The following is a 25189-nucleotide window of genomic DNA, read 5'->3' as shown; positions in this document are numbered from 1 at the left end:
GCGGACTGCAGGATCAAATCGTACGTTCGACGCCCCGGCTTTGAGCTTTCAATCTGGACCGATACGCCGTTACTATCTGCCGTGGCGCTTACTATATGCCGCCTCACTGTGCCCGAGCCGAGCATTGAGCTTCTGGATCAGCTGATCCGCGGCGTCTACGATCACGGTACCGGGCGGGAAGATGGCTTCGGCACCGGCGGCGTAGAGCTCATCATAGTCCTGCGGCGGCACCACGCCGCCGATGATGATCATGATGTCCTCGCGGCCTTGCTTCTTCAGCGCGGCCTTCAGCTCCGGCACCGCGGTGAGGTGCGCGGCCGCGAGCGAGGAGACGCCGAGGATGTGGACGTCGTTCTCGACCGCCTGCCGCGCGGCCTCGTCGGCTGTCGCAAACAGCGGCCCGATGTCGACGTCGAAGCCGATATCGGCGAACGCCGACGCAATCACCTTCTGGCCGCGGTCGTGGCCGTCCTGGCCGATCTTGGCGACCAGGATGCGCGGACGGCGGCCTTCCGCTTCCTCGAACGCGTCGATCAGCGCCTGAACCTTCTCGACCTGGTTGCCCATGCTGGACGCCTCCCGCTTGTAGACGCCGGTGATGGATTTGATCTCGGCGCGGTGCCGCCCGAACACTTTCTCCATCGCGTCCGAAATTTCGCCGACGGTTGCCTTCGCACGCGCCGCGTCGATCGCCAGCGCCAGCAGGTTGCCGTTGCCTTCCCCGGCCGAACGCGTGATCGCGGCGAGCGCGGCTTCGACGTCCTTCTGGTTGCGCTCGGATTTCAGTCGCGTCAGCTTGTCGATCTGCAGGCGGCGGACATTGGTGTTGTCGACCTTGAGAATGTCGATCGGCGTCTCGTCGGTCGGCTTGTACTTGTTGACGCCAATCACCGCCTGCTTGCCGGCATCGATGCGGGCCTGGGTTTTGGCCGAGGCTTCCTCGATGCGCAGCTTCGGCAGGCCGGCCTCGATCGCCTTGGCCATGCCGCCGAGTTCCTCAACCTCCTGGATGTGGCCCCACGCCTTGGCCGCGAGGTCGCGCGTCAGCCGCTCGACGTAATACGAGCCGCCCCAGGGATCGATGATGCGGGTGGTGCCGCTCTCCTGTTGCAGGAACAGCTGGGTGTTGCGGGCGATGCGCGCCGAGAAATCGGTCGGCAGCGCCAAAGCCTCGTCGAGCGCGTTGGTGTGCAGCGACTGGGTGTGGCCTTGGGTCGCCGCCATCGCCTCCACGGTGGTGCGCATCACGTTGTTGAAGACATCCTGTGCGGTCAACGACCAGCCCGAGGTCTGGCTATGCGTGCGCAGCGATAGCGAGCGAGGATCTTTGGGATTGAACGGCTTCAGCAGCTTGGCCCAGAGCAGGCGCGCGGCGCGCAGCTTGGCGACCTCCATGAAGAAGTTCATGCCGATCGCCCAGAAGAACGACAGCCGCGGCGCGAAGCGGTCGACGTCGAGACCGGCGGCGAGGCCGGCGCGCAGATATTCGACGCCGTCGGCGAGCGTATAGGCTAGCTCGAGGTCCTGCGTCGCGCCGGCCTCCTGCATGTGATAGCCGGAGATCGAGATCGAATTGTATTTCGGCATCCTTTGTGAGGTGTAGGCAAAGATGTCCGAAATGATCCGCATCGAGGGCGCCGGCGGATAGATATAGGTGTTGCGCACCATGAACTCTTTCAGAATGTCGTTCTGAATGGTGCCCGACAGCTTCTCCGGCGGCACGCCCTGTTCCTCGGCGGCGGCGACATAGAGCGCGAGGATCGGCAGCACTGCGCCGTTCATGGTCATGGACACGCTCATCTGGTCGAGCGGAATCCCTGCGAACAGCGTGCGCATGTCGTAGACGGAATCGATGGCGACGCCGGCCATGCCGACGTCGCCGCCGACGCGCGGATGATCGGAGTCATAGCCGCGGTGGGTGGCGAGATCGAAGGCGACCGAGAGGCCCTTCTGTCCGGCAGCGAGATTGCGGCGGTAGAACGCGTTGGAATCCTCCGCCGTGGAGAAGCCGGCATATTGCCGCACAGTCCAGGGCTGGTTGACATACATGGTCGGGTAGGGACCGCGCAGGAACGGCGCGATGCCTGGCCAGGTCTCAAGGAAATCGAGCCCGGCGATATCTGCTTCTCCGTATGCCGACTTGACCGGAATGCCCTCCGGAGTCACCCACGGATCGACGGAAACGGAAGAAGCGGCGACCGAGCACCTTTCGAAAGCAATACTTGCAAAATTCGGGATAACGCTGATGGATGACATCTGAGTGTTCGCGTTCGATTGTCGATTATCCGGAAACCTTCGGGTTTTGGATCCGGTTGTAAGCGGCATTTAGCGTTGCCAAGGCGTCGCAACTGACGTGAATAAAGCTGCAGATGCCAGCCCGCGGAAACGCGGGCTCGGATAGAGAGGGAAGTCCCGCCAAATAGATGTGCCTAGCTCCGACTTGCTGAAGCGCGTGGGCGGAGATTTCGGCGCACTCCGCATAAATCTTATCGCTGGAGCAAAGGCAGGCAAGTTCGGCACCAGAGCCCGTGAATGCGAGGGCAAGCTCGGCTGGGTCGGCGAAGCCGGCGCCGTCGATAGCCTCAATTCCTCCCGCTTCGAAGAAGCTCTTGGCGAATGTCGCGCGGGCCGTAAAGTCGGTCGGTGTGCCGAGATTAGCAAGAAACACTCGCGGCCGCGCGCCGAGTAGCTTCAATATCGCATCGGACTTATCGCGGAGCGATTCGAACGGTTCCGCAAGCCGGATCGGCGGCAGTGGGTCGAATACGAACTTCTGATCAAAGCTAAGCGGAAGAGCCATCGGTCTTACGCTTAGTACCGCCGCTGCGCCTTCGCCAAGGTTTGCGAACTCGCTCACTCCGGTCAGCGGGTCGCTGCGTTTCGCGAGATTTGCACAGCGCGCTGTGCGTGTAGCTGTGATCTTCGCCTGAAGCGTTCCTTGCTGTAGAGCGGCAAAAATGCCGCCCGCATTTTCAGTCTCTTGAAAACTCCTCCAGGCCGCCTCGCAAAGCTCCGTTGTTAGCGCCTCAATGCCGCCAGCACCTGCGGCAGGATCGCTAACCTTGGCAAGATTGCTTTCCTCCAGCAGCAGAAGCTGCGTGTTGCGGGCCACGCGCCGGGCAAACGAGTCTGGAAGGCCGAGCGCCAACGTGTGCGGCAGGACTGTGATCGCATTGGCACCGGCGATTCCCGCAGAGAATGTAGCCAAGGTAGCGCGCAACATGTTTACGTAGGGATCGCGCCGGGTCAACATGCGCCAGGACGTGTCAGCCGCAATGAACAGCGGCCTCGGCGCCACATCGCACACCGATTCGATGCGCGCCCAGAGGAGTCGCAACGCGCGGAATTTAGCCATAGTCAAAAACTGGTCGGCGTCAGCAGTGAGTCGCGCATAGATCATACTTCGCGCTTGATCCAGCGGAATGCGCGCTGCCTCCATAGCGTGCAGATATGCCACGCCGCAGGCGAGCACAAAGGCAAGCTCCTGCACTTCTGAGCCGCCGGCGTCATGAACGATACGCCCGTCGCTCGCGGCAAACGGCCCCTTGAACCCCAGCGTTACAAGCCCTTTGATCGTGCTGGCAACGTTCCGTGCGATTTCTTCCCAAGTGTATGGACTGCGTCCGCTTAGGGCGCACGCGCCCAGCGGATCGAGCCCAAATCGAATGTCGCAGACGGCAGGATCGAGACCGACCGACTTCACATATTCCGCAACATGGATCGCGGTCTTACGCCCGTCTGTACCAATTTGGAGTTCAATCCCGATGCCGGCATCAAGGTGGACGTCCTTTAAAGCTTTGGCGACGGTACCTGCCGTTTGATCGAGACCGAACCCGCGGCTGCTGTTGGCGCCGGCAAAGACGAGCGCCAGGCCCGTCGCCCCATTCTCCAGATCGTGAAGGGCCTGCCTATTGGCCGTCACCGCGTCTGGATGATCGATGCGCTGCATGATCTGCCAAGGCGCCGCGGGTGCCCGCCCGTCGACTAGTGCAATGTCTTTCGCGCGGAGATAAATCGGCTCGATTCTCAAGTCGTCGTACGTCCTACCAATCAGCTTTTCGAACGGCGCTCCCTTTAGCACGCCATCAACCAGCTTGTGCCAGTCCTGGCGTGAAGCAGGCGCAAAGCCCGATGCCAATGCCAACCGTTCGGTTTTCATCAAGTCCACCTAATCCCAAGTGACGCCGAGCTGCCCAACATCACTTCTGCCTGGAAGTAACCGGAATTCCTGCAGTCAGGCTGCCCATCTCAGGTCGCCTCTTGCGGTATTCAGGAAAACTCCAAAATCAGCGCGTCGACCGCGAGCGTCGCACCGGCACTGGCGTGGATCTTCTTCACGGTGCCGTCCTGCTCGGCGCGGAGCACGTTCTGCATCTTCATGGCTTCGACCACCGCGAGCGTCTCGCCGGCCTTGACCTCCTGCCCCTCCGTTACCGCGATCGAGACGATCAGCCCGGGCATCGGACAAAGCAGCTTCTTGCCGGTATCGGCGGCCGTCGCCACCGGCATCAGCCGCGCCGAGGTCGCTTCCGCTTCGGTCCAGACATAGACCGGCACCTCGACGCCCTGATGCGCGAGGCGGATGCCGTTGGCGATCGGGCGCGCCTGCACCGCGACGAAGTGGCCATCGATGGTGCCCTGCCAGACCGGATCGCCCGGTTTCCACGGCGAGGCCAACAGATGCGAATTGCCGGCCTTACCCTCGGCGTCGACGAAGCGCACCGCGATCGCGTCGCCCTCGCGAGCGACCTCGAGCTGGATCTCCTGACGGTCGAGCCAGACCGCGCGGCGACGCTCGCGCTGCACGACGCGGCCGCCCATCTGCCCCGAGATCTGCCGCTTGCGCTCACCCAGCACGTGATCGATGGCGGCGCCGACCGCGGCGATGCGCCGGGCGACCTCGCCTTCGGGTACGCGCACCGCAAAGCCCTTGGGGAATTCCTCGGCAATGAAGCCGGTCGACAGCCGCCCTTCGCGCCAGCGCGGATGATGCATCAGCGCCGACAGGAACGGGATATTGTGGCGGATGCCGTCGACGTAGAACGAGTCCAGCGCGGTCGCCTGCGCCTCGATCGCGGCCGCGCGCGACGGCGCATGGGTGACGAGCTTTGCGATCATCGGATCGTAATGGATCGAGATCTCGCCGCCCTCCTGCACGCCGGTGTCGTTGCGCACGGTGATGCCGTCCTTGCTCACTTCCGCCGGCGGCCGATACTTCACCAGCCGCCCGATCGAGGGCAGGAAGTTACGGAACGGGTCTTCGGCATAGAGGCGCGATTCCACCGCCCAGCCGGTCAGCGTGACGTCCTTCTGCGTCAGCGCGAGCTTTTCGCCGGCGGCGACGCGGATCATCTGCTCGACGAGGTCGACGCCGGTGACGAGCTCGGTGACGGGATGCTCGACCTGGAGACGCGTGTTCATCTCCAGGAAGTAGAAGCTCTTGTCCTGGCCCGCGACGAACTCGACGGTGCCGGCGGAATCGTAGTTCACGGCCTTGGCCAGCGCGACCGCCTGCTCGCCCATCTTTCGCCGGGTGGCTTCGTCGAGCAGCGGCGACGGCGCCTCCTCAATGACCTTCTGGTTGCGGCGCTGGATCGAGCATTCGCGCTCGCCGAGATAGACGACATTGCCGTGCTTGTCGCCCAGCACCTGGATCTCGATGTGACGGGGATCGACGATGAACTTCTCGACGAAGACGCGGTCGTCGCCGAACGAGGCCTTGGCCTCGGCCTTGGCGAGGTTGAAACCTTCCGCGACCTCCGAGGTCGAATGCGCGATGCGCATGCCCTTGCCGCCACCGCCGGCGGATGCCTTGATCATCACGGGATAGCCGATCTCGTCGGCGATCTTGACCGCGTGCTTGTCGTCCTCGATGACGCCGAGATAGCCCGGCACGGTCGAGACCTTGGCCTTGGCTGCCGCCTTCTTCGACTCGATCTTGTCGCCCATCGCCGCGATCGCGCCCGGGTTCGGGCCGATGAAGACGATGCCGGCCGCCTCCAGCGCGCGCGGAAACGCCTCGCGCTCGGACAGGAAGCCGTAGCCGGGATGCACGGCCTGCGCGCCCGTCTTGCGGCAGGCCTCGACGATCTTCTCGATGACCAGGTAGCTCTCCGCCGCGGCCGGCGGACCGATCAGCACGGCCTCGTCGGCCATCTCGACATGGAGGGCGTCGCGGTCGGCTTCGGAATAGACCGCAACCGTCTCAATTCCCATGCGGCGCGCGGTCTTGATGACCCGGCAGGCGATTTCGCCGCGATTGGCGATCAGAATCTTCTTGAACACAGCTCTTCCTACAACGGAATGTTGTCGTGCTTCTTGGCCGGAATTTCCATCTTCTTGTCACCCAGCATGGCCAGCGCCCGTGCGATGCGGCGCCTCGTTGCATGCGGCATGATGACGTCGTCGATATAGCCGCGCTCGGCGGCGATGAAGGGAGACAGGAAGCGGTCTTCGTATTCCTTGGTGCGGGCGGCGATCTTGTCGGCATCGCCGATGTCGCCGCGGAAGATGATCTCGACCGCGCCCTTGGCGCCCATCACCGCGATCTGCGCGGTCGGCCAGGCGTAGTTCATGTCGGCTCCGATCTCCTTGGAGGCCATGACGTCGAAGGCGCCGCCATAGGCCTTGCGGGTGATGATGGTGACCAGCGGCACGGTGCACTGCGAATAGGCGAACAGCAGTTTTGCGCCGTGCTTGATCAGGCCGCCATATTCCTGCGCGGTGCCCGGCAGGAAGCCCGGCACGTCGACGAAGGTGACGATCGGGATGTTGAAGGCATCGCAAAAACGAACGAAGCGCGCCGCTTTCCGCGATGCATCGCTGTCGAGCACGCCGGCCAGCACCATCGGCTGGTTGGCGACGAAGCCGACGGTGCGGCCCGCAATGCGACCGAAGCCGGTGACGATGTTCTTGGCGAAGGCATCCGCGATCTCGAAGAAGTCACCCTCGTCCACGACCTTCAGGATCAGCTCCTTCATGTCGTAGGGCTTGTTCGGATTGTCGGGGATCAGCGTGTCGAGCGACATGTCGACGCGGCCGATGTCGTCAAAACTCGGCCATTCCGGCACGCCGTCGGTATTGTTGGACGGCAGGAAGTCGATCAGGCGCCGCATCTGCAACAGCGTCTCGACGTCGTTCTCGAAAGCGCCGTCCGCAATCGAGGAGCGCGTGGCATGCACGGAAGCGCCGCCGAGCTCTTCGGCGGTGACGACCTCGTTGGTCACCGTCTTCACCACGTCGGGGCCGGTGACGAACATGTAGCTGGTGTTCTTCACCATGAAGATGAAGTCGGTCATCGCCGGCGAATAGACGTCGCCGCCGGCGCAGGGGCCCATGATGACGGAGATCTGCGGGATCACGCCCGAGGCGAGCACGTTGCGGCGAAACACGTAGGAATAGCCGGCGAGCGCGGCGACGCCCTCCTGGATGCGGGCGCCGCCCGCGTCGTAGAGGCCGATGATGGGCGCGCGCGCCTTCATCGCCATGTCCTGCAATTTTGTAATTTTCAGAGCGTGGGTCTCCGACAGCGAACCGCCGAACACCGTGAAGTCTTTGGCGAAGACAAAGGTTTTGCGGCCGTTGACGGTGCCCCAGCCGGTGACCACGCCGTCTCCCGGAATCTTGGTCTTCTCCATCCCGAATTCGGTCGAGCGGTGCTGGACGAACATGTCCATCTCCTCGAACGAATGCTTGTCGAGCAGTAGATCGATCCGCTCCCGCGCGGTGAGGCGGCCGCGCGCATGCTGCGCGTCGATGCGCTTCTCGCCGCCGCCGAGCTTGGCGCCGGCGCGACGTTGTTCAAGGGCCTCGATAACGGACATCGATTGGGCCAACTGATCTACCGCTTTCTGGCGATTGGAGGCAGGTCGGTGCAAATGCCCTCATGGACTTCGGCAGCCATGCCGATCGTCTCGCCGAGGGTCGGATGCGGGTGAATGGTCTTTCCGATATCGATCGCGTCAGCCCCCATTTCGATAGCGAGACAGATTTCCCCGATCATATCGCCGGCATGCGGTCCGACGATCACGCCCCCGACGATGCGACCGGTTTCGGCGTCGAACAGCAGCTTCGTCATGCCATAGGACGCGCCCGACGCGATGGCCCGGCCGGACGCGGCCCATGGGAATTTTGCCGAACGGATCTTCCGTCCGGATTCGGCGACATCACGCTCGGACTTGCCGACCCAGGCGATCTCAGGATCGGTGTAGGCGACATTGGGGACGATCTTCGCGGTAAAGGCCGCCGGCTTCCCGGCAGCTACTTCCGCGGCGACGTGCCCCTCGTGAACGGCCTTGTGCGCCAGCATCGAACCGCCGACGACGTCGCCGATGGCGAAGACGTTGCGCGCCGTCGTTCTCATCTGCTCGTCGACCTGAATGAAGCCGTTCGAATCGATGGCAACGTCGATCCGTTCGAGGCCGAGCTCGCTACTGTTGGGAACACGGCCGGCCGATTGCAACACCAAATCGTACGATCGTGTCCGTACCGATGCGCCTGTGGTACCGACCCTCACGCCGTCCGGCGTGATTTCGGCGGTTGATACGCTGCTTGCGACGTCGATATGCTCGAAGCGATGCGCGTTGCGCGAACGCCAGATCTTCACCGCGTCGGCATCCACGCCCGCCAGGATATCGGGAAGCCTTTCGACAAGATTGATCTTGGCGCCGAGCGAGCTGTAGACGGTCGCCATCTCCAGCCCGATGATCCCCGCTCCGATCACGAGCATGCGGCCCGGAATGCTTCGCAGCGCGAGCGCGCCGGTCGAGGTCACCACCCGCTCGTCCTTGGGAAGCACCGCCAGCTGCACCGCGCGCGAGCCCGTGGCGATGATGCATTGACCAAATTCAATTTGCTGCGAGCCTGCCCCCTCACCGACAATCTCGAGCCGCATGGCGGAGGCGAATTTCGCGATGCCGCGGATCACCGTGACGCGGCGCGCTGCCGCCATCTGGCTCAGCCCATCCGTCAGCTTCTTGACGGTGCCGTGCTTGAAGGCGCGCAGCTCCTGCAGATCGATCTGCGGCGCGGCGAAGCGAATGCCCTTGTCCGCGATCCGTTCGGCTTCCTCCTTGACGGCCGCAACATGAAGCAGCGCCTTCGACGGGATACATCCAACGTTCAGGCAAACTCCGCCCAAGGTGCCGTATCGTTCGACGATCGCGGTGTTCAGTCCAAGGTCTGCGGCCCGAAACGCTGCTGAATAGCCGCCCGGCCCGCCTCCGATCACGACAAGATCGTAGCGCGTATAATCTGTTGCGCGCTGGCCAACATCCTGATCCGCCGAGATCGTCTGGCCTTGCGCGCCCGCTTCGTCCGACGCCGACGCCGTGCCAATCATGGAGCCTTGAGACACCTTGTCTCCAACACGCAGCGACATGCTCGTGATCACCCCTGCGATCGGCGACGGAATCTCCAGCGTGGCCTTGTCGGATTCCACTGTGATCAACGCCTGTTCCCGCACGACGACGTCGCCCGCCCTGACGTGGACCTCGACGACTTCGACGTCTCGGAAATCCCCGATGTCGGGGACCCGGATTTCCTCTGTCCGCATCTGCGTCCTCACAATGCGAAGCGCCGCAGATCGGAGAGCACCGACGCGACGAAGCCCAGGAACCGGGCCCCAGCCACGCCGTCGACGACCCGGTGATCCCACGACAGACTCATCGGAAGGATGAGGCGCGGTTCAAACTCGCGGCCGTTCCAGACCGCCTCGGTGGCGGCCCGCCCGGCGCCGAGGATCGCCACCTCGGGCGCGTTGATAATGGGCGTAAATCCCTGACCGCCGATGCCGCCGAGAGACGACACCGAGAAACAGCCGCCCTGCATGTCGCCCGACGCGAGCTGCCCCGCGTGCGCCTTGTCGGCGAGCGAGCGCATCTCCGCGGCAATCTGCCGAAGGCCCTTCTTATCGCAGTCCCGGATCACCGGCACGACCAGACCTCTCGGCGTGTCGACAGCGACGCCGATGTGGACGTAGTGCTTGAGGATCAACTCATCGCCATCGAGCGACGAATTGAAGCGCGGGTATTTCTGCAGCGCCAAGGCCGCGGCCTTGATCAGCAGCGACACCATGGTGAGCTTCGCCGTGTCCTTCGCGGCCTCGGCATTGGCGAGCTGACGAAAGGCTTCGGCGTCGGTCACATCCGCTCTGTCGATATTCGTTACATGGGGAATGACGCTCCAGTTGCGCGAGAGGTTCGTACCGGTCAGCTTCTGGATCCGTGTCAGCGGCAGGCGCTCGACCGCGCCGTACCTCTCGAAATCCACCTTGGGCCAATCGACCGGGGCGCCGGGCTCAGGCGCCATCGCCGGTCTCGATCGCCCCAGTCCGTTGACGAAGGCCGCCACATCCTCGCGCAAAATCCGGCCCTTGGGGCCTGTGGGCACGACAGAGTCCAGCGTCACGCCGAGCTCACGCGCCAAAGTGCGGACCGACGGCGATGCATGCGCCGCCCCGCTAGGCTGCGGCTGCTGTGCACGTGCTCGCGAGTCATCGACTGGAGCCGCGGGCGCCGGCCGTGACAGCGCCTCCTGCTGCGAGATCCGTTGCTCCACCAGCGGTGCCGACGCAGTCGCCGGCGGAGGCGCGGTGGATTCGCCGCGACCTTCGAGGACCATCAGAACCGAACCTTGAGAAACCCGCACCCCGACGTCGATCATCAGTTTGGCCACCGTGCCTGCGGCTGGGGATGGCACCTCCATCGTCGCCTTGTCGGACTCGATCGACAGCAACGGCATGTCGATCGTGACCTCGTCGCCGACCGACACATTGATTTCGACTACCGGGACATCCTTGTAGTCCCCAATATCTGGCAGAACGACTTCAATTGAACGAGACATGCGCGCTTCGCCCTCTCTCAGCGCGACCAAGGCGATGCATCGCCGGTCGGCAATTCGTAGCTGGCGATGGCTTCGGCGACCTGCTCACGCGCCACTTGACCCAATTTTGCCAGTGCCGACAGCGCCGCAACGACGATCTGCTTGCGATCGACCTCGAAGAACGATCTCAGCGCGGCGCGTGTATCGCTGCGCCCGAAGCCGTCGGTGCCCAGCACCGTATAGGGCGCCTCGATGTAAGAACCGATCAGTTGCGGATACGCCCGGACATAATCCGATGCCGCGACGATCGGCACCTTGCCGCCGAGGCATTGTACGACGTGGCTCTCGACCGGGGTCGACAGCGGCGAGAGCCGATTAGTTCGCTCCACATCGCGCGCCTCCCGCGCCAGCTCGGAAAAGCTCGTTGCCGACCAGACTTCACAGGCCACTTTCCATTCGCTTTGCAGCATCGCTGCGGCGGCGAGCGCCTCCGGGAGAATGGCGCCCGAGCCGACCAGCCTGATCTTCGCCGGCCCGTCAGCGCTCGGCAGAACCCGATAGAGACCCTTGATGATGCCGTCGCGTGCATCGTCGGGCATCGAGGGCTGCGCATAGTTCTCGTTCATCGCCGTGAGGTAATAGAACTCGTCGTTGCCCTGCTCGAGCATCGACCGCATCCCGTGATCCACGATGACGGCCACCTCGTAGGAGAATGCCGGATCGTAGGCCCGGCAGTTCGGAACGGTCGCCGCCATCAGATGGCTGGACCCGTCCTGATGCTGCAAGCCTTCGCCGCCGAGCGTCGTCCGGCCGGCCGTCGCCCCGATCAAAAAGCCACGCGCGCGCTGGTCCGCCGCCGCCCAGATCAGATCGCCGACCCGCTGAAAGCCGAACATCGAATAGTAGATATAGAACGGCAGCAACGGGAAGTTATGGATGCTGTAGGAGGTCGCCGCCGCGGTCCATGACGAAATCGCCCCCGCCTCGGTGATCCCCTCCTCCAGCAATTGACCGTCGATCGCTTCCTTGTAGTACAGCATCGAACCGGCATCTTCCGGCTCGTAGAGCTGTCCCGCCGGCGAGTAGATGCCGACCTGTCTGAACAGGTTCGCCATTCCGAAAGTGCGGGCTTCGTCGGCGACGATCGGAACGATGCGCGGGCCGAGCGTTTTGTCCTTCAGCAAATTGGTGAACAGCCGCACGATCGCCATCGTGGTCGACGTCTCCTTGCCGTCGCCGCGCAGCGCGAACTCCGCGTAGGTTTGCAGCGGCGGCACTGGCAGCGCCGCCGAAGCGCGTCGCCGCGCCGGCATGTACCCACCGAGTGCCGCGCGACGGGCGCGTAGGTACTGAATTTCCGCGCTGTCTTCCGCAGGCCTGAAGAATTCCAGATCCTCGACTTGTTTGTTGCTGAGCGGCAGGGCGAACCGGTCGCGGAACGCATACAGCGCGTCGACGTCGAGCTTCTTGGCCTGGTGCGACGTCATGCGCGACTCGCCGGCGCCGCCCATGCCGTAGCCCTTCTTGGTCTTCGCCAGAATGACGGTCGGCCAACCCTTAATGTCCTTCGCGGCGGCAAAGGCCGCGAACAGCTTTTTGAAGTCGTGGCCACCGCGCTTCAGGCCGTCGATATCCGCGTCCGACATGTGCGCAACTAGCGCCCGGACCTCGGGATCCTCGCTGAAGAAGTTGGCGAGGTTGTAGGCCCCATCCTTGGCGCCGAGCGTCTGATATTTGCCATCGACGGTGTCGGCGAATTTGCGCAGCAGCGCATGCTTGATATCGCGCGCGAAGATATCGTCCCAGTCCGATCCCCACAGCACCTTGATGACGTTCCAGCCGGCGCCCTGGAAAAGTGATTCGAGTTCCTGAATCACCTGCCCGTTGCCGCGGACCGGCCCATCCAGGCGCTGCAGGTTGCAATTGACGACGAAGGTGAGGTTGTCGAGATTTTCCCGTGCCGCCAGGGCGAGCCCGGCGATCGATTCCGGCTCGTCCATCTCGCCGTCGCCGAACACACCCCAGACGTGACGACCAGCCGTCTGCACCAGGCCGCGATGCTGCAGATACTTCATGAACCGCGCCTGGTAGATCGCGCTGATCGGGCCGAGGCCCATCGACGCCGACGGCACCTGCCAGAACTCTGGCATCAGCCAGGGATGCGGATAGGACGACAGACCGGGGCCACTCAGTTCCTGGCGATACAGCTTCAAATTTTCGTCCGACAATCGGCCTTCGAGATACGCTCGTGCATAGACTCCAGGAGACGAATGCGGCTGGAAATACACCAAGTCCCCCTCCGACTCGGAGCTTGACGCGCGAAAGAAATGATTGAAACCGACTTCGAAGATCTCTGCCGCCGAGGCGTAGCTGGCGACGTGCCCGCCGAGTTCCCCATAGGCCTTGTTGGCACGGACCACCATCGCGAGCGCGTTCCAGCGAATGATTGCCGTCAGACGGGTCTCGATCGCGATGTCGCCGGGGTAGGGCTTCTGCTGCTCAAGCGGAATCGAATTTCGATAGGGCGAGAACGGCGGAGAGTCCAGCAGAACGCCGAGCTCCTTCGCGCGCCGATCGAGCGCAGCCAGGATGTATCGCACGCGCTCGGCACCGGCGCTGTGGTGGAGCGATCCAAGCGAGGCGAGCCAATCGGCGGTTTCGACCGCATCCTGATCGGCGTTGACGGCCTTGCGTGGCGGATCGATGTGTGCAGTCATGCGTCGGGCTCCTCGAAAGCCCGCACTTGGTAGCATCGGGTGCTATGGCACGTGCTGCTGAATACGGCCGCGTTCCGACAGATTGCCCGGCTCCGGCGGGACGCCGAGGCTCGCATTGCAGCATTCTCTGCTGTTGGTTTAATCGGGCGAGTGATCGAGCCGTCGGCCGCCTGACAGGTGCTCCCGCTTGGTCACGGCGCAGCATGCCGCATCGCTCAGCGCTCACGCCGCAGTAGCGGGCATCTTGTCGCAGATCAGCGAACTCGACGGCTCGCCGCGACTAGTGACCTGACCTTTCAAAACAGCTAACCTCGGCTAGCAGCAGGATCTGCATCAAAGCTTGACCGACTTGACGAATTGGCAGGATTGAAATGCCGCCCGAGACCGAGTTCGATCGCGAATTTGCGCGAATGGATCTGCCCGATCTTCGGATCAACTATGATCCTGTCGATCCGGATCAGTTCGATCGTCCCGTCACTTCATTCTGTCTCGAAACCAGCAAAGACAACGACGATCTGCCGCTGCACTCACACCGCAAAGGCCAATTGGTCGTCGCATCTCATGGCTCGGTGATGTGCCGGGCGCCTGGCGGCTTGTGGATCGTGCCTCCGCAAGGCGCGGTATGGATCCCGGCCGGCGTGCAGCACAGCAATTGCGTGGCCGATTTCGGCAAACTCTACACCGTGTTCATCGATCCGCAGGTCAGCATGCTGCCGCGGACCTGCTGCACGCTGATGATCACGTCGCTGGTGCGCGAATTGATCCACCGTCTCTCGGTGTTCCCACCGCTCTATCCGCTGGAAGGACCAACCAGCCGTCTCGGCCGCGTTTTGCTCGACGAACTCGTGCAGATGTCGACAACGGATGAAATGTATCTGCCGATCTCCCCCGACGCCCGTCTTCAACACCTCGCGACCTCCTTGTTGAATAATCCGGGCGACCGCAGCACGATGGACGAAGTCGCCTCGCGCTACGCGATGAGCGAGAGTACGTTCGCACGCTTCATCGCCAAGGAAACAGGGATGACCTTCGGGCGCTGGCGCCAGCGTCTCCACATTCTGATCGCCATGCAACGCCTCACGGCGGGCACTTCGGTCCAGGCTGTGTCGCTCGAACTGGGCTACGAAACGCCCAGCGCATTCATCACGATGTTCAAGAAGACGATGGGAAAGAGCCCCCGCCGCTTCCTTGCCGAGCGGTCGCGCCTGATCAATTCGGACGGTTTGCCCTAGTTCGCACGTCCCTGCCTGAGCCTTTGACGACCGCGACCCCACGACGCTTTCGTGGGGCCGCCCGTAACGACGTCAACGTTTGCTGTAAGGCGCAAGCGGATACTCGAGCGACACTTCCGCAATGGCCTTTGGAGCCACCACCCGCGGCCTGCCTTTCAAACCCTGCAGCATCACCATCGAACAGTGGATGTTCTGGCCGGTCTCGTCGAACTTGGTGTTGTCGCCGTACATCAGGATCGGCTTCATGTCGGTCTTCTTGAGCGCGCCGTGAATCGCCGCCGACTCCGGCGACGCCGCCCGCGTCACGGCGTCTGCGACGATCTGCACCGCCTCGAACGCGCAGCCCGCATTGGCATCGAACCAGTCATTCGGGTAGTCGGCCGCGAACATCTTCACGATCTTGTCGGTCTCGGCGCCCTTGGGATTGAGCCACAACGCCGACAGAATCGGACCGTCACCATACTTTCCGAGCGCGTCGTGATACGCCTTGTCCGACACGCCGTTGGAGTTGGGCGAAAACACCATCTTTGGGTCCCAGCCCTGCTTGATGCATTCGCGCGCGATCATGATCGCGTCGTTGACGCGCGTGACCGAGATCAAAGCATCGGCACCCGACGCTTTCGCCTTGGCGACCTCTACCGACAGATCCTTCGCTTTCTCGTCATAGGCAATGTACTGCGCGATCTTGAGCGGAACATCCACTTCCTTCCACGCCTGATCGATGCTGGCCGCCGTCGACTGCCCCATCGTGTTGTTGAGATGGAGAACGACCGCGCTGCTCGGCGGATCCTTCAGCGTGCCGAGCACGGACTTCAGCTCGGTCAGCGATTGCCGCACGATGGTCAGCGACGTGGGATAATAGCGGAACACCTGGGTGAAGCCCTGCGAAGTCACCTGGGTAGCGCTCGCGATGTGGACCACCATGGGCACCTTGGCGGCCTCGCAGGCCTGCAACGCCGAAATGGTGGCGCCGGAATCCCACGCGCCGATCAGCACGGTGCAGCCCTGCCGGATCAGGCTCTCGGCGGCAATCCGACCGTTCTCCGGACGGCTTTGCGTATCGGCGTGAACGATCTCGATGTCGAGCCCGAACTTCTCACGCGCGAATTTGACGCCGAGATCGATGCCGCGCACGCAGGCTTGACCGGGAAACGCCAGCACGCCGCTGCTGGGCATGATCGCTCCCACCTTCACCTTCGTGTTCGCCGCAAACGATGGCCTAGATACCAGGCCTGCCGCAATTCCCAATCCGCTTCCTACAATCGTCCGCCGCGTGATTCCGCTTCGCTTGGTCATCTCAATGTCCTGTTGCTAAGGGGTGAAATCTTTCTCGACTAGTGGTTTCGTACGTTTGAGGAGCGACCGCCGACGTCAAAGGCCCATCTCCGCCTTGATCAATTTCTCCTCGGATTCGTCGTAGAGCGACGCGATCAGCGACTGATAGCGCTCGTTGATCTGCTTGCGACGCTTCTTCCGCGTCGGCGTCATCACGCCGTTCTCGAGCGACAGCTCCTCCGGCAGAATGCGGAACGCCTTGATCTGCTCGGCTCGCGCCAGCCTTCCGTTGGCCTTGCCGATCTCCGCCTCGATCAGCCGGTTGACGATCTCGGAGCCTGCCAGGTCCGCGTAACTCGCGATCTTGTCGTCGCGCGACTTCGCCCAGTCCATTGTGGCGGTGGCATCCACTTCGATCAGGGCGGTGAGATATTTTCGCCCCTCGCCGATCACAGCCGCCTCGGAGATGAACGGGCTGTGCCTCAGCTCGTTTTCGATCTGAGTCGGGCTGATCGATTTGCCGTTCGACGTGTTGATGATCTCCTTCTTCCGGTCGACAAGCTTGAAGGTTCCTTCCGGCGACACTTCGACGATGTCGCCGGTGTAGAGCCAGCCGTCGCGAAGCGCCGCTTTCGTCTCGTCCGGCTTGTTCCAATAGCCCGCGAACAATCCCGGTCCACGGACGATCATCTCGCCGTCCTGGAGCACGGCGGTTTCCCAGGCCGGATCCGGCAGAGGGACCCCGACGTTGCCGGCCTTCGGCCACTCCGCCATCTGCACCAGATTGGCACCGACCAGTTCGGTCTGGCCGTAGCACTCCTTGAGCTGCAAGCCCCACAACTGCCACAGCGACATCAGCTCGGACGGCATCGCCGCCGACGAGGTGAACGCGACCTTCAGCTCGTCGAAACCGACCTCCGCGAGCAGCGGTAGGAACACTTGCTCGCGGCAGGCCGCGAACAGTTTCGAGACGAAGGCATCCTCGTGGCCGCGCTGACGGTCTTCGAGCGCCCTGCGCGCGATCGTCATGGCGAGCGTGTAGTTCTGATCTCCTGCTTCCCCGGCGGGATGCACCTTGCTGAGGATCTGTGTCGCAAAGCGCTGGTAGAACCGCGGCGGCGCCATATAGTAGGTCGGCTTCACCTCTTTGATCGTCTGGGCGAAATCCGCGGTCGTCTCGCCGAAATATGGAACTGCGTCGGCGATCAGCGGCAACGTGGTCGCCTGCCCGCGCGCCACGGTGTGCGACATCGGCAAATGCACGACCACCCGGTGCTCCTCTTCGCGCATGCTGGGGCCGAACAGGGTGATGCAATGAACGCCGGCGAGAATGGAAAGGTGCGTCAGCATGGCGCCTTTGGGGTTTCCGGTCGTCCCGGACGTATAGCCGATGCTGACGACATCGGACGCCTTTGCTGTCGCGCTCTCCTTCTGCAGATAGTCATGCGCATCGACATCGAGTGCTCCAACAAAGTCGGCCAGCGACTTGATCGACGCCGAGGCCTCGCCGGTCCAATCCAGGTCGAGCACGATGATGCCGCGGAGCTGCTCGGCCCGACCGGAGGCGAGCACGATGCGAAGCTGCGGCTCCCCGCCGACGAACGCGAACTTCGCGCCTGAATCCGTGAAGCAGTAAGCCACTTCTTCGGGTGACGAGGTGAAGTACACGCCCACCATGACGCCGCCGGCGCACATCGTGGCCATGTCCGCGATCAGCCATTCCTCGGACGAATCGCCCATGATCGCGACCCGATCGCCGCGCTCGAGACCAGCACGCCGCAGCGCGCTGGCCAGGTTCACGACACGCTGCGCATAGGCGCCCCACGTCATGGCGGTCCAGGCGCCGTGACGCTTTTGTTGCAAGGCGATCTTGTCGGGCCGCTCCGCGAGTCGCGCGGCCAAAAGCTGCACGACGGTCGTATCCGCCAACTGGGCGCCGGATGTCATCTCAGCGACGTTCATCTCAGCGCTCCGCGAAACGCTTGCGCTTGGCTGCGAATGCGGCAACCGCCTCGGCCCGCTCGGGCGACTTGAACGTCAACATCTCCAGCGCCGCAGAGGTGTCGAGCAGCAGGTGGGCGTACTGCTTGATGATCTTGTTGACGCTGTACTTGGTCCACACGATCGATTCCTTCGGCCCGCTTGCCAGCAGTTCGGCGTATTCGATCGCGGCATCGAGAACGTTGCCGTCTGCGACCACCTCGTTGATCATGCCGATAGCAGCCGCTTTCTCGGCGGAGATGAATTCGCCGGTCATCAGATAGTGCTTCGCGCGTACCGGCCCCATCAGCAGCGGCCAGATCACCGCGCCGCCATCGCCCGCGACGACGCCGGCATTGACGTGCGTGTCGGCGAAACGGGCTGTCGAGCTCGCATAGATCACGTCGCAGAACAGCGCGAGCGTGGCACCCAGGCCGACCGCGACACCGTTGACGGCCGCGACGATCGGCACTTCGACTTCCAACATGTTGCGGATGAGGTGGCGACCGCTGCGCGTCGGGGACGGCAGCGTTCCCTTATCCAGCGACTTCTGATCGCCACCAGAGCAAAATCCGCGGCCCGCACCGGTGAGAACGATCGCGTTGACAGAACTGTCGTGATCCAGCTTGACGAAGACGTCTTCGAGCTCCTCGTGCATCTCCCAGTTGATCGCGTTGAGGATCTCCGGGCGGTTCATCGTGACGATCGCGACGCCAGTGGCGCGCTGCTCGACGATCAGGTACTTGTAGCCGTATTGCGACATTGATTTCACCGTTCGATTACTGCTTCTGGGTCCGCATCAGCCGGATCTGCCCGAGGATCTCCTCGGTCGGCCGCACGACATTGTTCCCGTCGTTGAAATGCGGGATGACGTAGCGACCGACCATGTCGATCGCCTCCATGATCTTTTCGTGCGGGACAGAGTCCATGTGCAGCAGCACCTCGTCGATACCCATGGCCTCGAACTTCTCGATCTGACGAATGACCGTATCGGGGCTGCCGCACACCGTCGTGGCCGACTCGTTGACCAGATAGTCCCAGTCGTTGGCGGCGCGCTCCATCGACGGCACGCTCTCCCCCATGTATTTGTAGTCGTCGGCAATCGCCGCGAGACGCGGATAGGCATCGGTCGAGATCTTGGCATAGTGCATTAGCGGGCCGGCATAATCTGCCTTGGCCTGCTCGTCCGTTTTCCCGATGCCGATGAACAGCGGAATGCCGATACGCGGACGCGGCAGCGGTCCCTCCGCGTCGCACTTCCAGTTCTTTTGATAGGCGTCGATCAGCTTCTGCTGAGCTTCCCAGCCCTGATAGATGTTGCTGCTCATCACGGCGAAGCCCTGCGAGGCCGCCCAGAGATGACTGCGCTCGCTGGTCGCCGCGATCCCGATCACCGGATGCGGCTTCTGCAGCGGCTTCGGAACCAGCTGGCGCGGAGGGATCTGGTAGTACTTGCCGTCAAACGTGAAAATGTCCTGGCGCATCGCCGTTTTCAGCAGCGCCAGTCCTTCTTCCATCTGCGCCAGCGTTTCATTCGGATCGACGTTGAACGCCCGCATCGCGATGGTGGTGTTGGCGCGGCCGCCGTAGAATTCCATGCGGCCGTTGGACAGGATGTCGGTCACGGCAAGCCGCTCGGCCGAACGCAAGGCGTGATTGATGCGCTGCGGCATCAGCGTCACCGCCGCGCGCAGCTTGACGCGCGACGTCACCGCGGCCAGATAGCCGAACACCACTTCGGGCGCCGAGCTCGAGATCCCGCCCAGTGCCACGTGCTGCTCGGAGAGCGCGACGCAGTCGAAGCCGACCTTCTCGGCCAGACGGACTTCGTCGACCAGTTCGTGAAGCCTGCGCGAGTAACTGTGGCCGACCTGGGTTTCCTGTTCAGACCAGAACCCAAACGTAAGTGCCATGTCTCAATCCTTTTAGCTTGCGAGATGGCACAGGGTTTCATAGGCGTGGCGATATTTTCGCCCGAAAGCCGCGTTGCGTAGTAACGCTTTCCGAATTTTATGCTGTCAGCATTCGCAACATGGCAGACGCCCCGGGAAGCTTCGCCACGCAGCGGACGGGCTGACCGTCAACGGCGGGCGCTAGCGGCTCCGGCCTCGCTATCGAAGGTCTTGATCAGCAACTCGGCGACCGCCGCGAGGCACGCTTCGCCGATGGCGTAGCTCGAGCCGATCGGACTTCCGATCACGCCGTTCTGCGAAACCGATCGGATGCCGTTCTTCCACATCAGCTCGAGATCAGCCTCCGACAAGCCGCCAAGATGGCCCACCTCGAAGCGGTCCGGTCTGACGCTGTCGGGCCTAATGACCATCATCAGCGACGTCTCGGCGATGTCGGCGTGCCCGCCGACGGCCGACACGTCTCCTCCGGCTTCGCGCACCGCATCGCGCCACGTGTCGATCCATTTCGTCGAGTCGAAGAACGCCAGGATCTCGACATCCGAGGGGACGGCCTCGCGCAAGCGACCGAGCATGTCCTTCAGGACCGGAAAATTGCCAATGTGACCCGAGTGAATCAGGATACGCTTGAAGCCGTGCCGCGCCAGGCTTGTGCAATAATCGACACAAATCGCTTCCAGCGTCTCCGGCCGTAGCGAGATCGTACCCGCGAATGGCAGATGGTGAGACGAGCAGCCGACCGTGATGGTCGGCGCCACCAGCGTGTTGCCGCGGCTGCGCGCGATCCGCTCGGCCAGAGCATCGGCATGATCCGCATCCATGCCCAAAGACAAATGCGGCCCATGCTGCTCGACGGCCCCCAGCGGGATCACTACCGTCGTGCACCCATCGGCCAGCGCCGCGGCGACTTCCTCGTGGCTCATCTGCTCCAGATAGATCTGATCGGGATATCCGCGCGTCATCGGCTCAGCCCTTACTGTTCTTCGACAAAAATCTCGCACGCGCGTTGGTTGAGCTCTCGGCTGTGACATAGGCATCGAGGTCGGCCACGGTCATTTTTTCGAGCGCCTGATCGCTCATTTGCGCGGTGAGGTTGAGCGATCGCTTGATGGCATGGAACAGCTTGCGGTCTTTCTGCCGCAACACGCCGCACACGTCTCGCGCACGGGACGCGACCTCCTCGGTCGGGACGATCTCATTCACGGCGCCGATCGCCACGGCGCGCTCCGCGCCGACGAGCTCGCCCCAGTAGAGCAGCTCTTGCGCCGCCCGCACGCCGAGCTTCTCGACGGCCCGGCGCATGCCTTTGGTCACCGGCAGCAGGCCATGGTTGATTTCCGGAAATCCAATCTTGCACACCGCATCGGCCACAACATAGTCCGCATGCAGCAGAAACTCCAGGGCGCCTCCGACCGCATAGCCGCGGACGGCGCAGACGATCGGGCCCGGATAGTTCTCCATCGCCACGAGGAGTTCGTGGAAGAACCGGATGCGCGGCCTCGCGACGTCGATCCCGACGACTTCCTTGATGTCGCCGCCTGCGCTGAAGAAGCGGTCGCCGCTTCCGGTGAGCACGATGCCGGGCGGATTCTCGTCGTCGGCAAGGCGCCGGATCGCCTCCAGCAACTCGACGATGAGTTGCGCATTCAGCGCATTGGCCGGCGGCCGGTTCATTGTGATCGTGACCAGGTCTTGATCACGCTCGATCAGGAGAGAAGTGGCAGTGTTCATCAATGAGACCCAAGCGAGAGGCGGCTGCAACAGCCGGGGAGCGGTGGACCGAACGGCGGCGCGACGAGAGCCGCAACGCCCGACGCCTCGCCGAGACGGCGCGCCTCACAATCCCAGATAGGCGCGCTGGACATCGGGGTTCTCGAGCAGATCGCGGCTAGATCCATGCAACACCACGGAGCCGTTCTCGAGCACATAGCCGCGGCTGCTCATCGCGAGCGACTTGGCGACATTCTGCTCGACGAGAAGGACCGTGATGCCCTGCTCGTTAAGGGATTTGACGACGCCGAACATCACATCGGTCAGCGCCGGCGACAGTCCGATCGACGGCTCGTCGAACATCACGATTTCTGGCTTCGACATGATCGCCCGACCGATCGCCAGCATCTGTTGCTCGCCGCCGGACAGCGTGCCGGCGAGCTGGTCGCGGCGCTCGCGAAGTCGCCCGAACAGCTGATAGACGGAATCAAGCGTATTTGCCAGGTCGTGCCTGGCCCGCTTCAGCGAGCCGCCGATCAGCAGATTGTCCTCGACGGAAAGCGCACTGAAGATCTGGCGGCCCTCGGCGACCTGAGCGATGCCCATTTCGCAGATGTCCCACGGCGGTCGCCGCGAGATTTCGACTCCGTTGATCCTGACGGAACCGCGCGACGACGGCACGATCCCCGCGATTGATCGGATCAGAGAGGTCTTGCCGGCGCCGTTGGCGCCGACCACGCAGATCAGTTCACCCTTGCCGATGCGGAGCGACACGCCGTTCAGCGCATTGGAGCCGTCATAAGCCACGCACAGGTCGTCGATTTCGAGAAGCGCGTCGTCAGGCATGGAAACCGGCTCCCAGATAACTTTCCAGCACCGCAGGATCCGCTACCACCTCTGACGGCTTGCCCTCGGCGATCTTGACGCCGTGGTGAAGCACCACCACGGTCGACGCCACTTCCATCACGATCCGCATCACGTGCTCGACCAGTAGGATCGTCAGTCCACTCTCGGCGAGCCGGTGCAGCACGCCGACGACGCCGGCCGCTTCGGTCGGACGCAGCCCCGCCATCACTTCGTCGAGCAGCAGCAACTTAGGGCGAGTCGAGAGCGCCTTCGCCATCTCGAGCATCTTGCGATCGGGCAACGTCAACTGATCCGTCCGGGCATTCGCCTTGCCGGCGAGCCCGACATTTTCGAGCGACTCATACGCCTTGTCCCGCGCCTCCTTGACGTTCGTCGTCCAACTGAAGGCGCCCACCATGGCATTCTCGAGCACCGACATATCTTTCATCGGCCGGACGATCTGGAAGGTGCGCGCAATGCCCATGCGGCACACCGCTTCGGGCGGCTCGCGCTCGAGCGAACACCCCTCGAACAACACCTGCCCGGCGGTCGGTCTCAGCGCCCCGGCGACGAGATTGAAGCAGGTGGTCTTGCCGGCGCCGTTCGGCCCGATCAGGGCGGTGATGCGGCCTGCCTGCAGTGAGAAGCTGACGTCATTGACCGCGACCAATCCAACGAACGCTTTGGTCAAGTTCTTCACTTCGAGCAGCGCGGTCATTCCTCGGCCTTCCGCAGTTGTGAGATCCGGCCGCGCGCCGGCAGCTGGATCGCCCCGTAGAGCCGGACGATCGCCGGCCAGATGCCGTCGGGCAGAAACCACACGACCAGGATCAGCACCGCCCCGTAGGCGACGCTGTTCAGTCCGGGGAGCCCCAGGCTGTCGCCGAGCGCCCCCATGGCGTGATGCAGCGGGATCGCGGCCATCGAGCCGACCAGCGGGCCGAATGCAGTGCCCAATCCGCCAACCACGGGGCCGATCAGGACATCGACCGAGATCGCCATGCCCATGATCGAATCCGGAAAGATCGCGCCCTGCACCAGGCCCAGGACGCCGCCGCCGATCGCGGCCGTCGCGGCCGATATCGAGACCACCAGCACCTTGTGGCGAAACGTCCGCACCCCCAGCGCGCGGGCGGCCTCGTCGTCGTCCCGCATCGCCCGCCAGACATAGCCCCAATAGGACCGCGAGATCAGCTCCGTTCCCGCGACGCCGATGGCCGCAAGCGCGAGCGCGACGAAGTAGTAAAACCGCGCGTCACCGCGCAGCATCCCGAGGTCCATCGTGCCGCTCGGCGCCTGATAGAACAGGCCCTGCATGCCGCCGACATAGTCCCACCCGCCGAACATGATCCGGGCGAATTCGGCGGCTGCGATCGTGAGCAGCGCGAAATAGATGCCACGGACCTCGAAGCGGAAGCTCAGCCACGCCAGCACCGCGCCGACGAAGCCCGCAATCACCGCGCCCAGCAGCAGACCGATCCACGGGGTGACGCCGTATTTGATGTTCAGGATCGCCACCGCATACGCACCGATTCCAACGAACAGCGCGTGACCGATGGATAGCTGCCCGCCGATCCCGAGCATCAGGTTCCACGATTGTCCCAGGAAGGTGAACAACAGGACGATCGTCAGAAGCGAGATGACGTAGGCGTTGGACATGCCACCCACCATGGCCAGGGCGGCGAAGACCAGAGCGCCGGCGCCCCAACGCTTGCTGTCGCTGGCTTGATCAGATGTCCTTTGCACCGAAAAACCCCCTCGGACGTAAAATCAGGATGATTATCAGGAGCGCGTAAGGGAGTGCAGTTTTCATCGACGGCGTGAACATCAAGGCCGCGATCGCTTCGGCGACTCCGATCGTCAGGCCGCCCAGAAGAGCGCCGCCGAAGCTGCCGAGACCGCCGACGATCACCGTCACGAAGGCCAGCAGCGTGAAGTCGACGGCGAGATAGGGTTGCGCATCGAACAGCGGCGAGATCAATGCGCCGGCGACGCCAGCGCAGGCGGCTCCGATGCCGAAGGTCACCGCATAGACCCGAGGGATATTAAGCCCGACCACCAGTCCGCCGAGTCGATTATTGGCGGCGCCCCGCAGCGATCGGCCGAATGCGGAGTACTTCAGATAGGCTCCCAGTGCGGCGATTAGCAGGCCGGCCGTAGCGGCCGCCTGGATGCGGGCCCAATCCAAGGTGAGCGGTCCCACGCTCACGGTCTGGAAGGACAGCTGAGACGCCGTCGGCCGCGGATCCGGACCGAACGACATCAGCAATACGCCGCTGAAAAGCAGTGAGAGGCCGATGAAGACGATAAACTGATAATGATGCGGCCGGTTGACGAACCGCTTCACGACGAGCGTCTCCAGCAGATAGCCGAACACGAACATGACGACCGCGGCGACCGCAGCGGCTAGAAAGATCGGGACGTCCCAAATTCGAACGGTCCAGTATCCGATGTAGATCCCGAACACGACCATCTCGCCATGAGCGAAATTGACCACGCGCATGACGCCGAAGATGATCGTGAGACCGAGCGCGACGAGCCCGTAAACCAGTCCGATGAGCACCCCGCCGGCGATGACATTGAGCCAGAGCGACAGCATCAGCGACCGACCGCTGATGGATGCGCGATGGAAAGTCTTCGTCTTCCTTGCATGCTGATCGGTTCCATCTTGGCTGTAGCGGAAACGTAGCGGCGCCTG

General features: G+C 63.2%; 18 protein-coding genes. 1 reads left to right on the top strand and 17 read right to left on the bottom strand.

Features of this window, described 5'->3' with window-relative positions; all coding sequences use genetic code 11:
* Window positions 1–72 precede the first annotated feature (72 nt).
* The 7 genes from scpA to mdeB all read right to left on the bottom strand — a co-directional run bounded on the left by scpA (window position 73) and on the right by mdeB (window position 13538).
* The gene (scpA, locus tag ABIB91_RS20605) at window positions 73–2247 is read right to left on the bottom strand and encodes a methylmalonyl-CoA mutase (protein ID WP_354165221.1); all 2175 of its coding nucleotides are present in this window, start codon (window positions 2245–2247) and stop codon (window positions 73–75) included.
* Window positions 2248–2281: 34 nt separating this feature from the next.
* Complete coding sequence (locus ABIB91_RS20600; protein ID WP_354165007.1) at window positions 2282–4159, bottom strand: methylmalonyl-CoA mutase family protein; 1878 nt, start codon at window positions 4157–4159, stop codon at window positions 2282–2284.
* A gap of 110 nt (window positions 4160–4269) precedes the next feature.
* Window positions 4270–6285 (bottom strand): acetyl-CoA carboxylase biotin carboxylase subunit, encoded by a 2016-nt coding sequence (locus tag ABIB91_RS20595; protein ID WP_354165004.1) that lies wholly within the window; start codon window positions 6283–6285, stop codon window positions 4270–4272.
* An 8-nt stretch (window positions 6286–6293) separates the two neighbouring features.
* Window positions 6294–7823 carry an acyl-CoA carboxylase subunit beta gene (locus ABIB91_RS20590; RefSeq protein WP_354165001.1) on the bottom strand — a complete coding sequence of 510 codons (1530 nt, stop codon included), beginning with the start codon at window positions 7821–7823 and terminating at the stop codon, window positions 6294–6296.
* A gap of 17 nt (window positions 7824–7840) precedes the next feature.
* A complete protein-coding gene (gene lpdA, locus ABIB91_RS20585) occupies window positions 7841–9553 on the bottom strand; it encodes a dihydrolipoyl dehydrogenase (protein WP_354164998.1) in 1713 nt (570 codons plus the stop codon).
* An 8-nt stretch (window positions 9554–9561) separates the two neighbouring features.
* Window positions 9562–10842, bottom strand: coding sequence for a 2-oxo acid dehydrogenase subunit E2 (locus ABIB91_RS20580; RefSeq protein WP_354164995.1), 1281 nt, complete (start codon window positions 10840–10842; stop codon window positions 9562–9564).
* Between the two features lie 17 nt (window positions 10843–10859).
* Window positions 10860–13538 (bottom strand): alpha-ketoglutarate dehydrogenase, encoded by a 2679-nt coding sequence (mdeB, locus tag ABIB91_RS20575; protein WP_354164992.1) that lies wholly within the window; start codon window positions 13536–13538, stop codon window positions 10860–10862.
* Between the two features lie 410 nt (window positions 13539–13948).
* On the opposite strand from mdeB, the gene ABIB91_RS20570 reads away from it, so the two are divergent.
* Window positions 13949–14770, top strand: coding sequence for an AraC family transcriptional regulator (locus tag ABIB91_RS20570; RefSeq protein ID WP_148754990.1), 822 nt, complete (start codon window positions 13949–13951; stop codon window positions 14768–14770).
* Window positions 14771–14842: 72 nt separating this feature from the next.
* Here the strand turns inward: ABIB91_RS20570 and ABIB91_RS20565 are convergent, their stop codons facing one another.
* From ABIB91_RS20565 to ABIB91_RS20520, 10 genes are all read right to left on the bottom strand, one after another.
* Window positions 14843–16066, bottom strand: a complete 1224-nt coding sequence (locus tag ABIB91_RS20565; RefSeq protein WP_354164989.1) for an ABC transporter substrate-binding protein — start codon at window positions 16064–16066, stop codon at window positions 14843–14845.
* Window positions 16067–16141: 75 nt separating this feature from the next.
* Window positions 16142–18007 carry an AMP-dependent synthetase/ligase gene (locus ABIB91_RS20560; RefSeq protein ID WP_007594447.1) on the bottom strand — a complete coding sequence of 622 codons (1866 nt, stop codon included), beginning with the start codon at window positions 18005–18007 and terminating at the stop codon, window positions 16142–16144.
* Window position 18008: 1 nt separating this feature from the next.
* The gene (locus ABIB91_RS20555) at window positions 18009–18788 is read right to left on the bottom strand and encodes an enoyl-CoA hydratase/isomerase family protein (RefSeq protein ID WP_007594449.1); all 780 of its coding nucleotides are present in this window, start codon (window positions 18786–18788) and stop codon (window positions 18009–18011) included.
* A 16-nt stretch (window positions 18789–18804) separates the two neighbouring features.
* On the bottom strand, window positions 18805–19938 hold the full coding sequence (locus ABIB91_RS20550) for an LLM class flavin-dependent oxidoreductase (protein WP_354164986.1): 1134 nt from the start codon (window positions 19936–19938) through the stop codon (window positions 18805–18807).
* A 167-nt stretch (window positions 19939–20105) separates the two neighbouring features.
* Complete coding sequence (locus ABIB91_RS20545) at window positions 20106–20897, bottom strand: creatininase family protein (RefSeq protein ID WP_007594454.1); 792 nt, start codon at window positions 20895–20897, stop codon at window positions 20106–20108.
* Between the two features lie 4 nt (window positions 20898–20901).
* A complete protein-coding gene (locus tag ABIB91_RS20540) occupies window positions 20902–21666 on the bottom strand; it encodes an enoyl-CoA hydratase/isomerase family protein (RefSeq protein WP_148754957.1) in 765 nt (254 codons plus the stop codon).
* Window positions 21667–21771: 105 nt separating this feature from the next.
* Window positions 21772–22491 (bottom strand): ABC transporter ATP-binding protein, encoded by a 720-nt coding sequence (locus tag ABIB91_RS20535; protein ID WP_007594456.1) that lies wholly within the window; start codon window positions 22489–22491, stop codon window positions 21772–21774.
* Window positions 22484–23209 carry an ABC transporter ATP-binding protein gene (locus ABIB91_RS20530; RefSeq protein ID WP_007594457.1) on the bottom strand — a complete coding sequence of 242 codons (726 nt, stop codon included), beginning with the start codon at window positions 23207–23209 and terminating at the stop codon, window positions 22484–22486. Before ABIB91_RS20530 ends, ABIB91_RS20535 begins: the two co-directional genes overlap by 8 nt.
* Window positions 23206–24237 (bottom strand): branched-chain amino acid ABC transporter permease, encoded by a 1032-nt coding sequence (locus ABIB91_RS20525; RefSeq protein WP_354164981.1) that lies wholly within the window; start codon window positions 24235–24237, stop codon window positions 23206–23208. Before ABIB91_RS20525 ends, ABIB91_RS20530 begins: the two co-directional genes overlap by 4 nt.
* Window positions 24221–25090: a branched-chain amino acid ABC transporter permease gene (locus ABIB91_RS20520; RefSeq protein WP_148754989.1), complete on the bottom strand. Its 870-nt coding sequence runs from the start codon at window positions 25088–25090 to the stop codon at window positions 24221–24223. The genes ABIB91_RS20525 and ABIB91_RS20520 overlap by 17 nt, the downstream gene beginning before the upstream one ends.
* Window positions 25091–25189: the final 99 nt, after the last annotated feature.

This window comes from Bradyrhizobium sp. JR4.3, from assembly GCF_040547695.1.
Lineage (GTDB): Bacteria > Pseudomonadota > Alphaproteobacteria > Rhizobiales > Xanthobacteraceae > Bradyrhizobium > Bradyrhizobium canariense.
This window is presented reverse-complemented; position numbering and strand designations above follow the sequence as displayed.

What these genes read in the sequence shown, in the direction of transcription:
- ABIB91_RS20600 (WP_354165007.1), bottom strand. Translation starts at nt 4,159, where the DNA reads ATGAAAACCGAACGGTTGGCATTGGCATCGGGCTTTGCGCCTGCTTCA.
- ABIB91_RS20590 (WP_354165001.1), bottom strand. Translation starts at nt 7,823, where the DNA reads ATGTCCGTTATCGAGGCCCTTGAACAACGTCGCGCCGGCGCCAAGCTC.
- lpdA (WP_354164998.1), bottom strand. Translation starts at nt 9,553, where the DNA reads ATGCGGACAGAGGAAATCCGGGTCCCCGACATCGGGGATTTCCGAGAC.
- ABIB91_RS20580 (WP_354164995.1), bottom strand. Translation starts at nt 10,842, where the DNA reads ATGTCTCGTTCAATTGAAGTCGTTCTGCCAGATATTGGGGACTACAAG.
- mdeB (WP_354164992.1), bottom strand. Translation starts at nt 13,538, where the DNA reads ATGACTGCACACATCGATCCGCCACGCAAGGCCGTCAACGCCGATCAG.
- ABIB91_RS20570 (WP_148754990.1), top strand. Translation starts at nt 13,949, where the DNA reads ATGGATCTGCCCGATCTTCGGATCAACTATGATCCTGTCGATCCGGAT.
- ABIB91_RS20565 (WP_354164989.1), bottom strand. Translation starts at nt 16,066, where the DNA reads ATGACCAAGCGAAGCGGAATCACGCGGCGGACGATTGTAGGAAGCGGA.
- ABIB91_RS20560 (WP_007594447.1), bottom strand. Translation starts at nt 18,007, where the DNA reads ATGAACGTCGCTGAGATGACATCCGGCGCCCAGTTGGCGGATACGACC.
- ABIB91_RS20555 (WP_007594449.1), bottom strand. Translation starts at nt 18,788, where the DNA reads ATGTCGCAATACGGCTACAAGTACCTGATCGTCGAGCAGCGCGCCACT.
- ABIB91_RS20550 (WP_354164986.1), bottom strand. Translation starts at nt 19,938, where the DNA reads ATGGCACTTACGTTTGGGTTCTGGTCTGAACAGGAAACCCAGGTCGGC.
- ABIB91_RS20545 (WP_007594454.1), bottom strand. Translation starts at nt 20,897, where the DNA reads ATGACGCGCGGATATCCCGATCAGATCTATCTGGAGCAGATGAGCCAC.
- ABIB91_RS20540 (WP_148754957.1), bottom strand. Translation starts at nt 21,666, where the DNA reads ATGAACACTGCCACTTCTCTCCTGATCGAGCGTGATCAAGACCTGGTC.
- ABIB91_RS20535 (WP_007594456.1), bottom strand. Translation starts at nt 22,491, where the DNA reads ATGCCTGACGACGCGCTTCTCGAAATCGACGACCTGTGCGTGGCTTAT.
- ABIB91_RS20530 (WP_007594457.1), bottom strand. Translation starts at nt 23,209, where the DNA reads ATGACCGCGCTGCTCGAAGTGAAGAACTTGACCAAAGCGTTCGTTGGA.
- ABIB91_RS20520 (WP_148754989.1), bottom strand. Translation starts at nt 25,090, where the DNA reads ATGCTGTCGCTCTGGCTCAATGTCATCGCCGGCGGGGTGCTCATCGGA.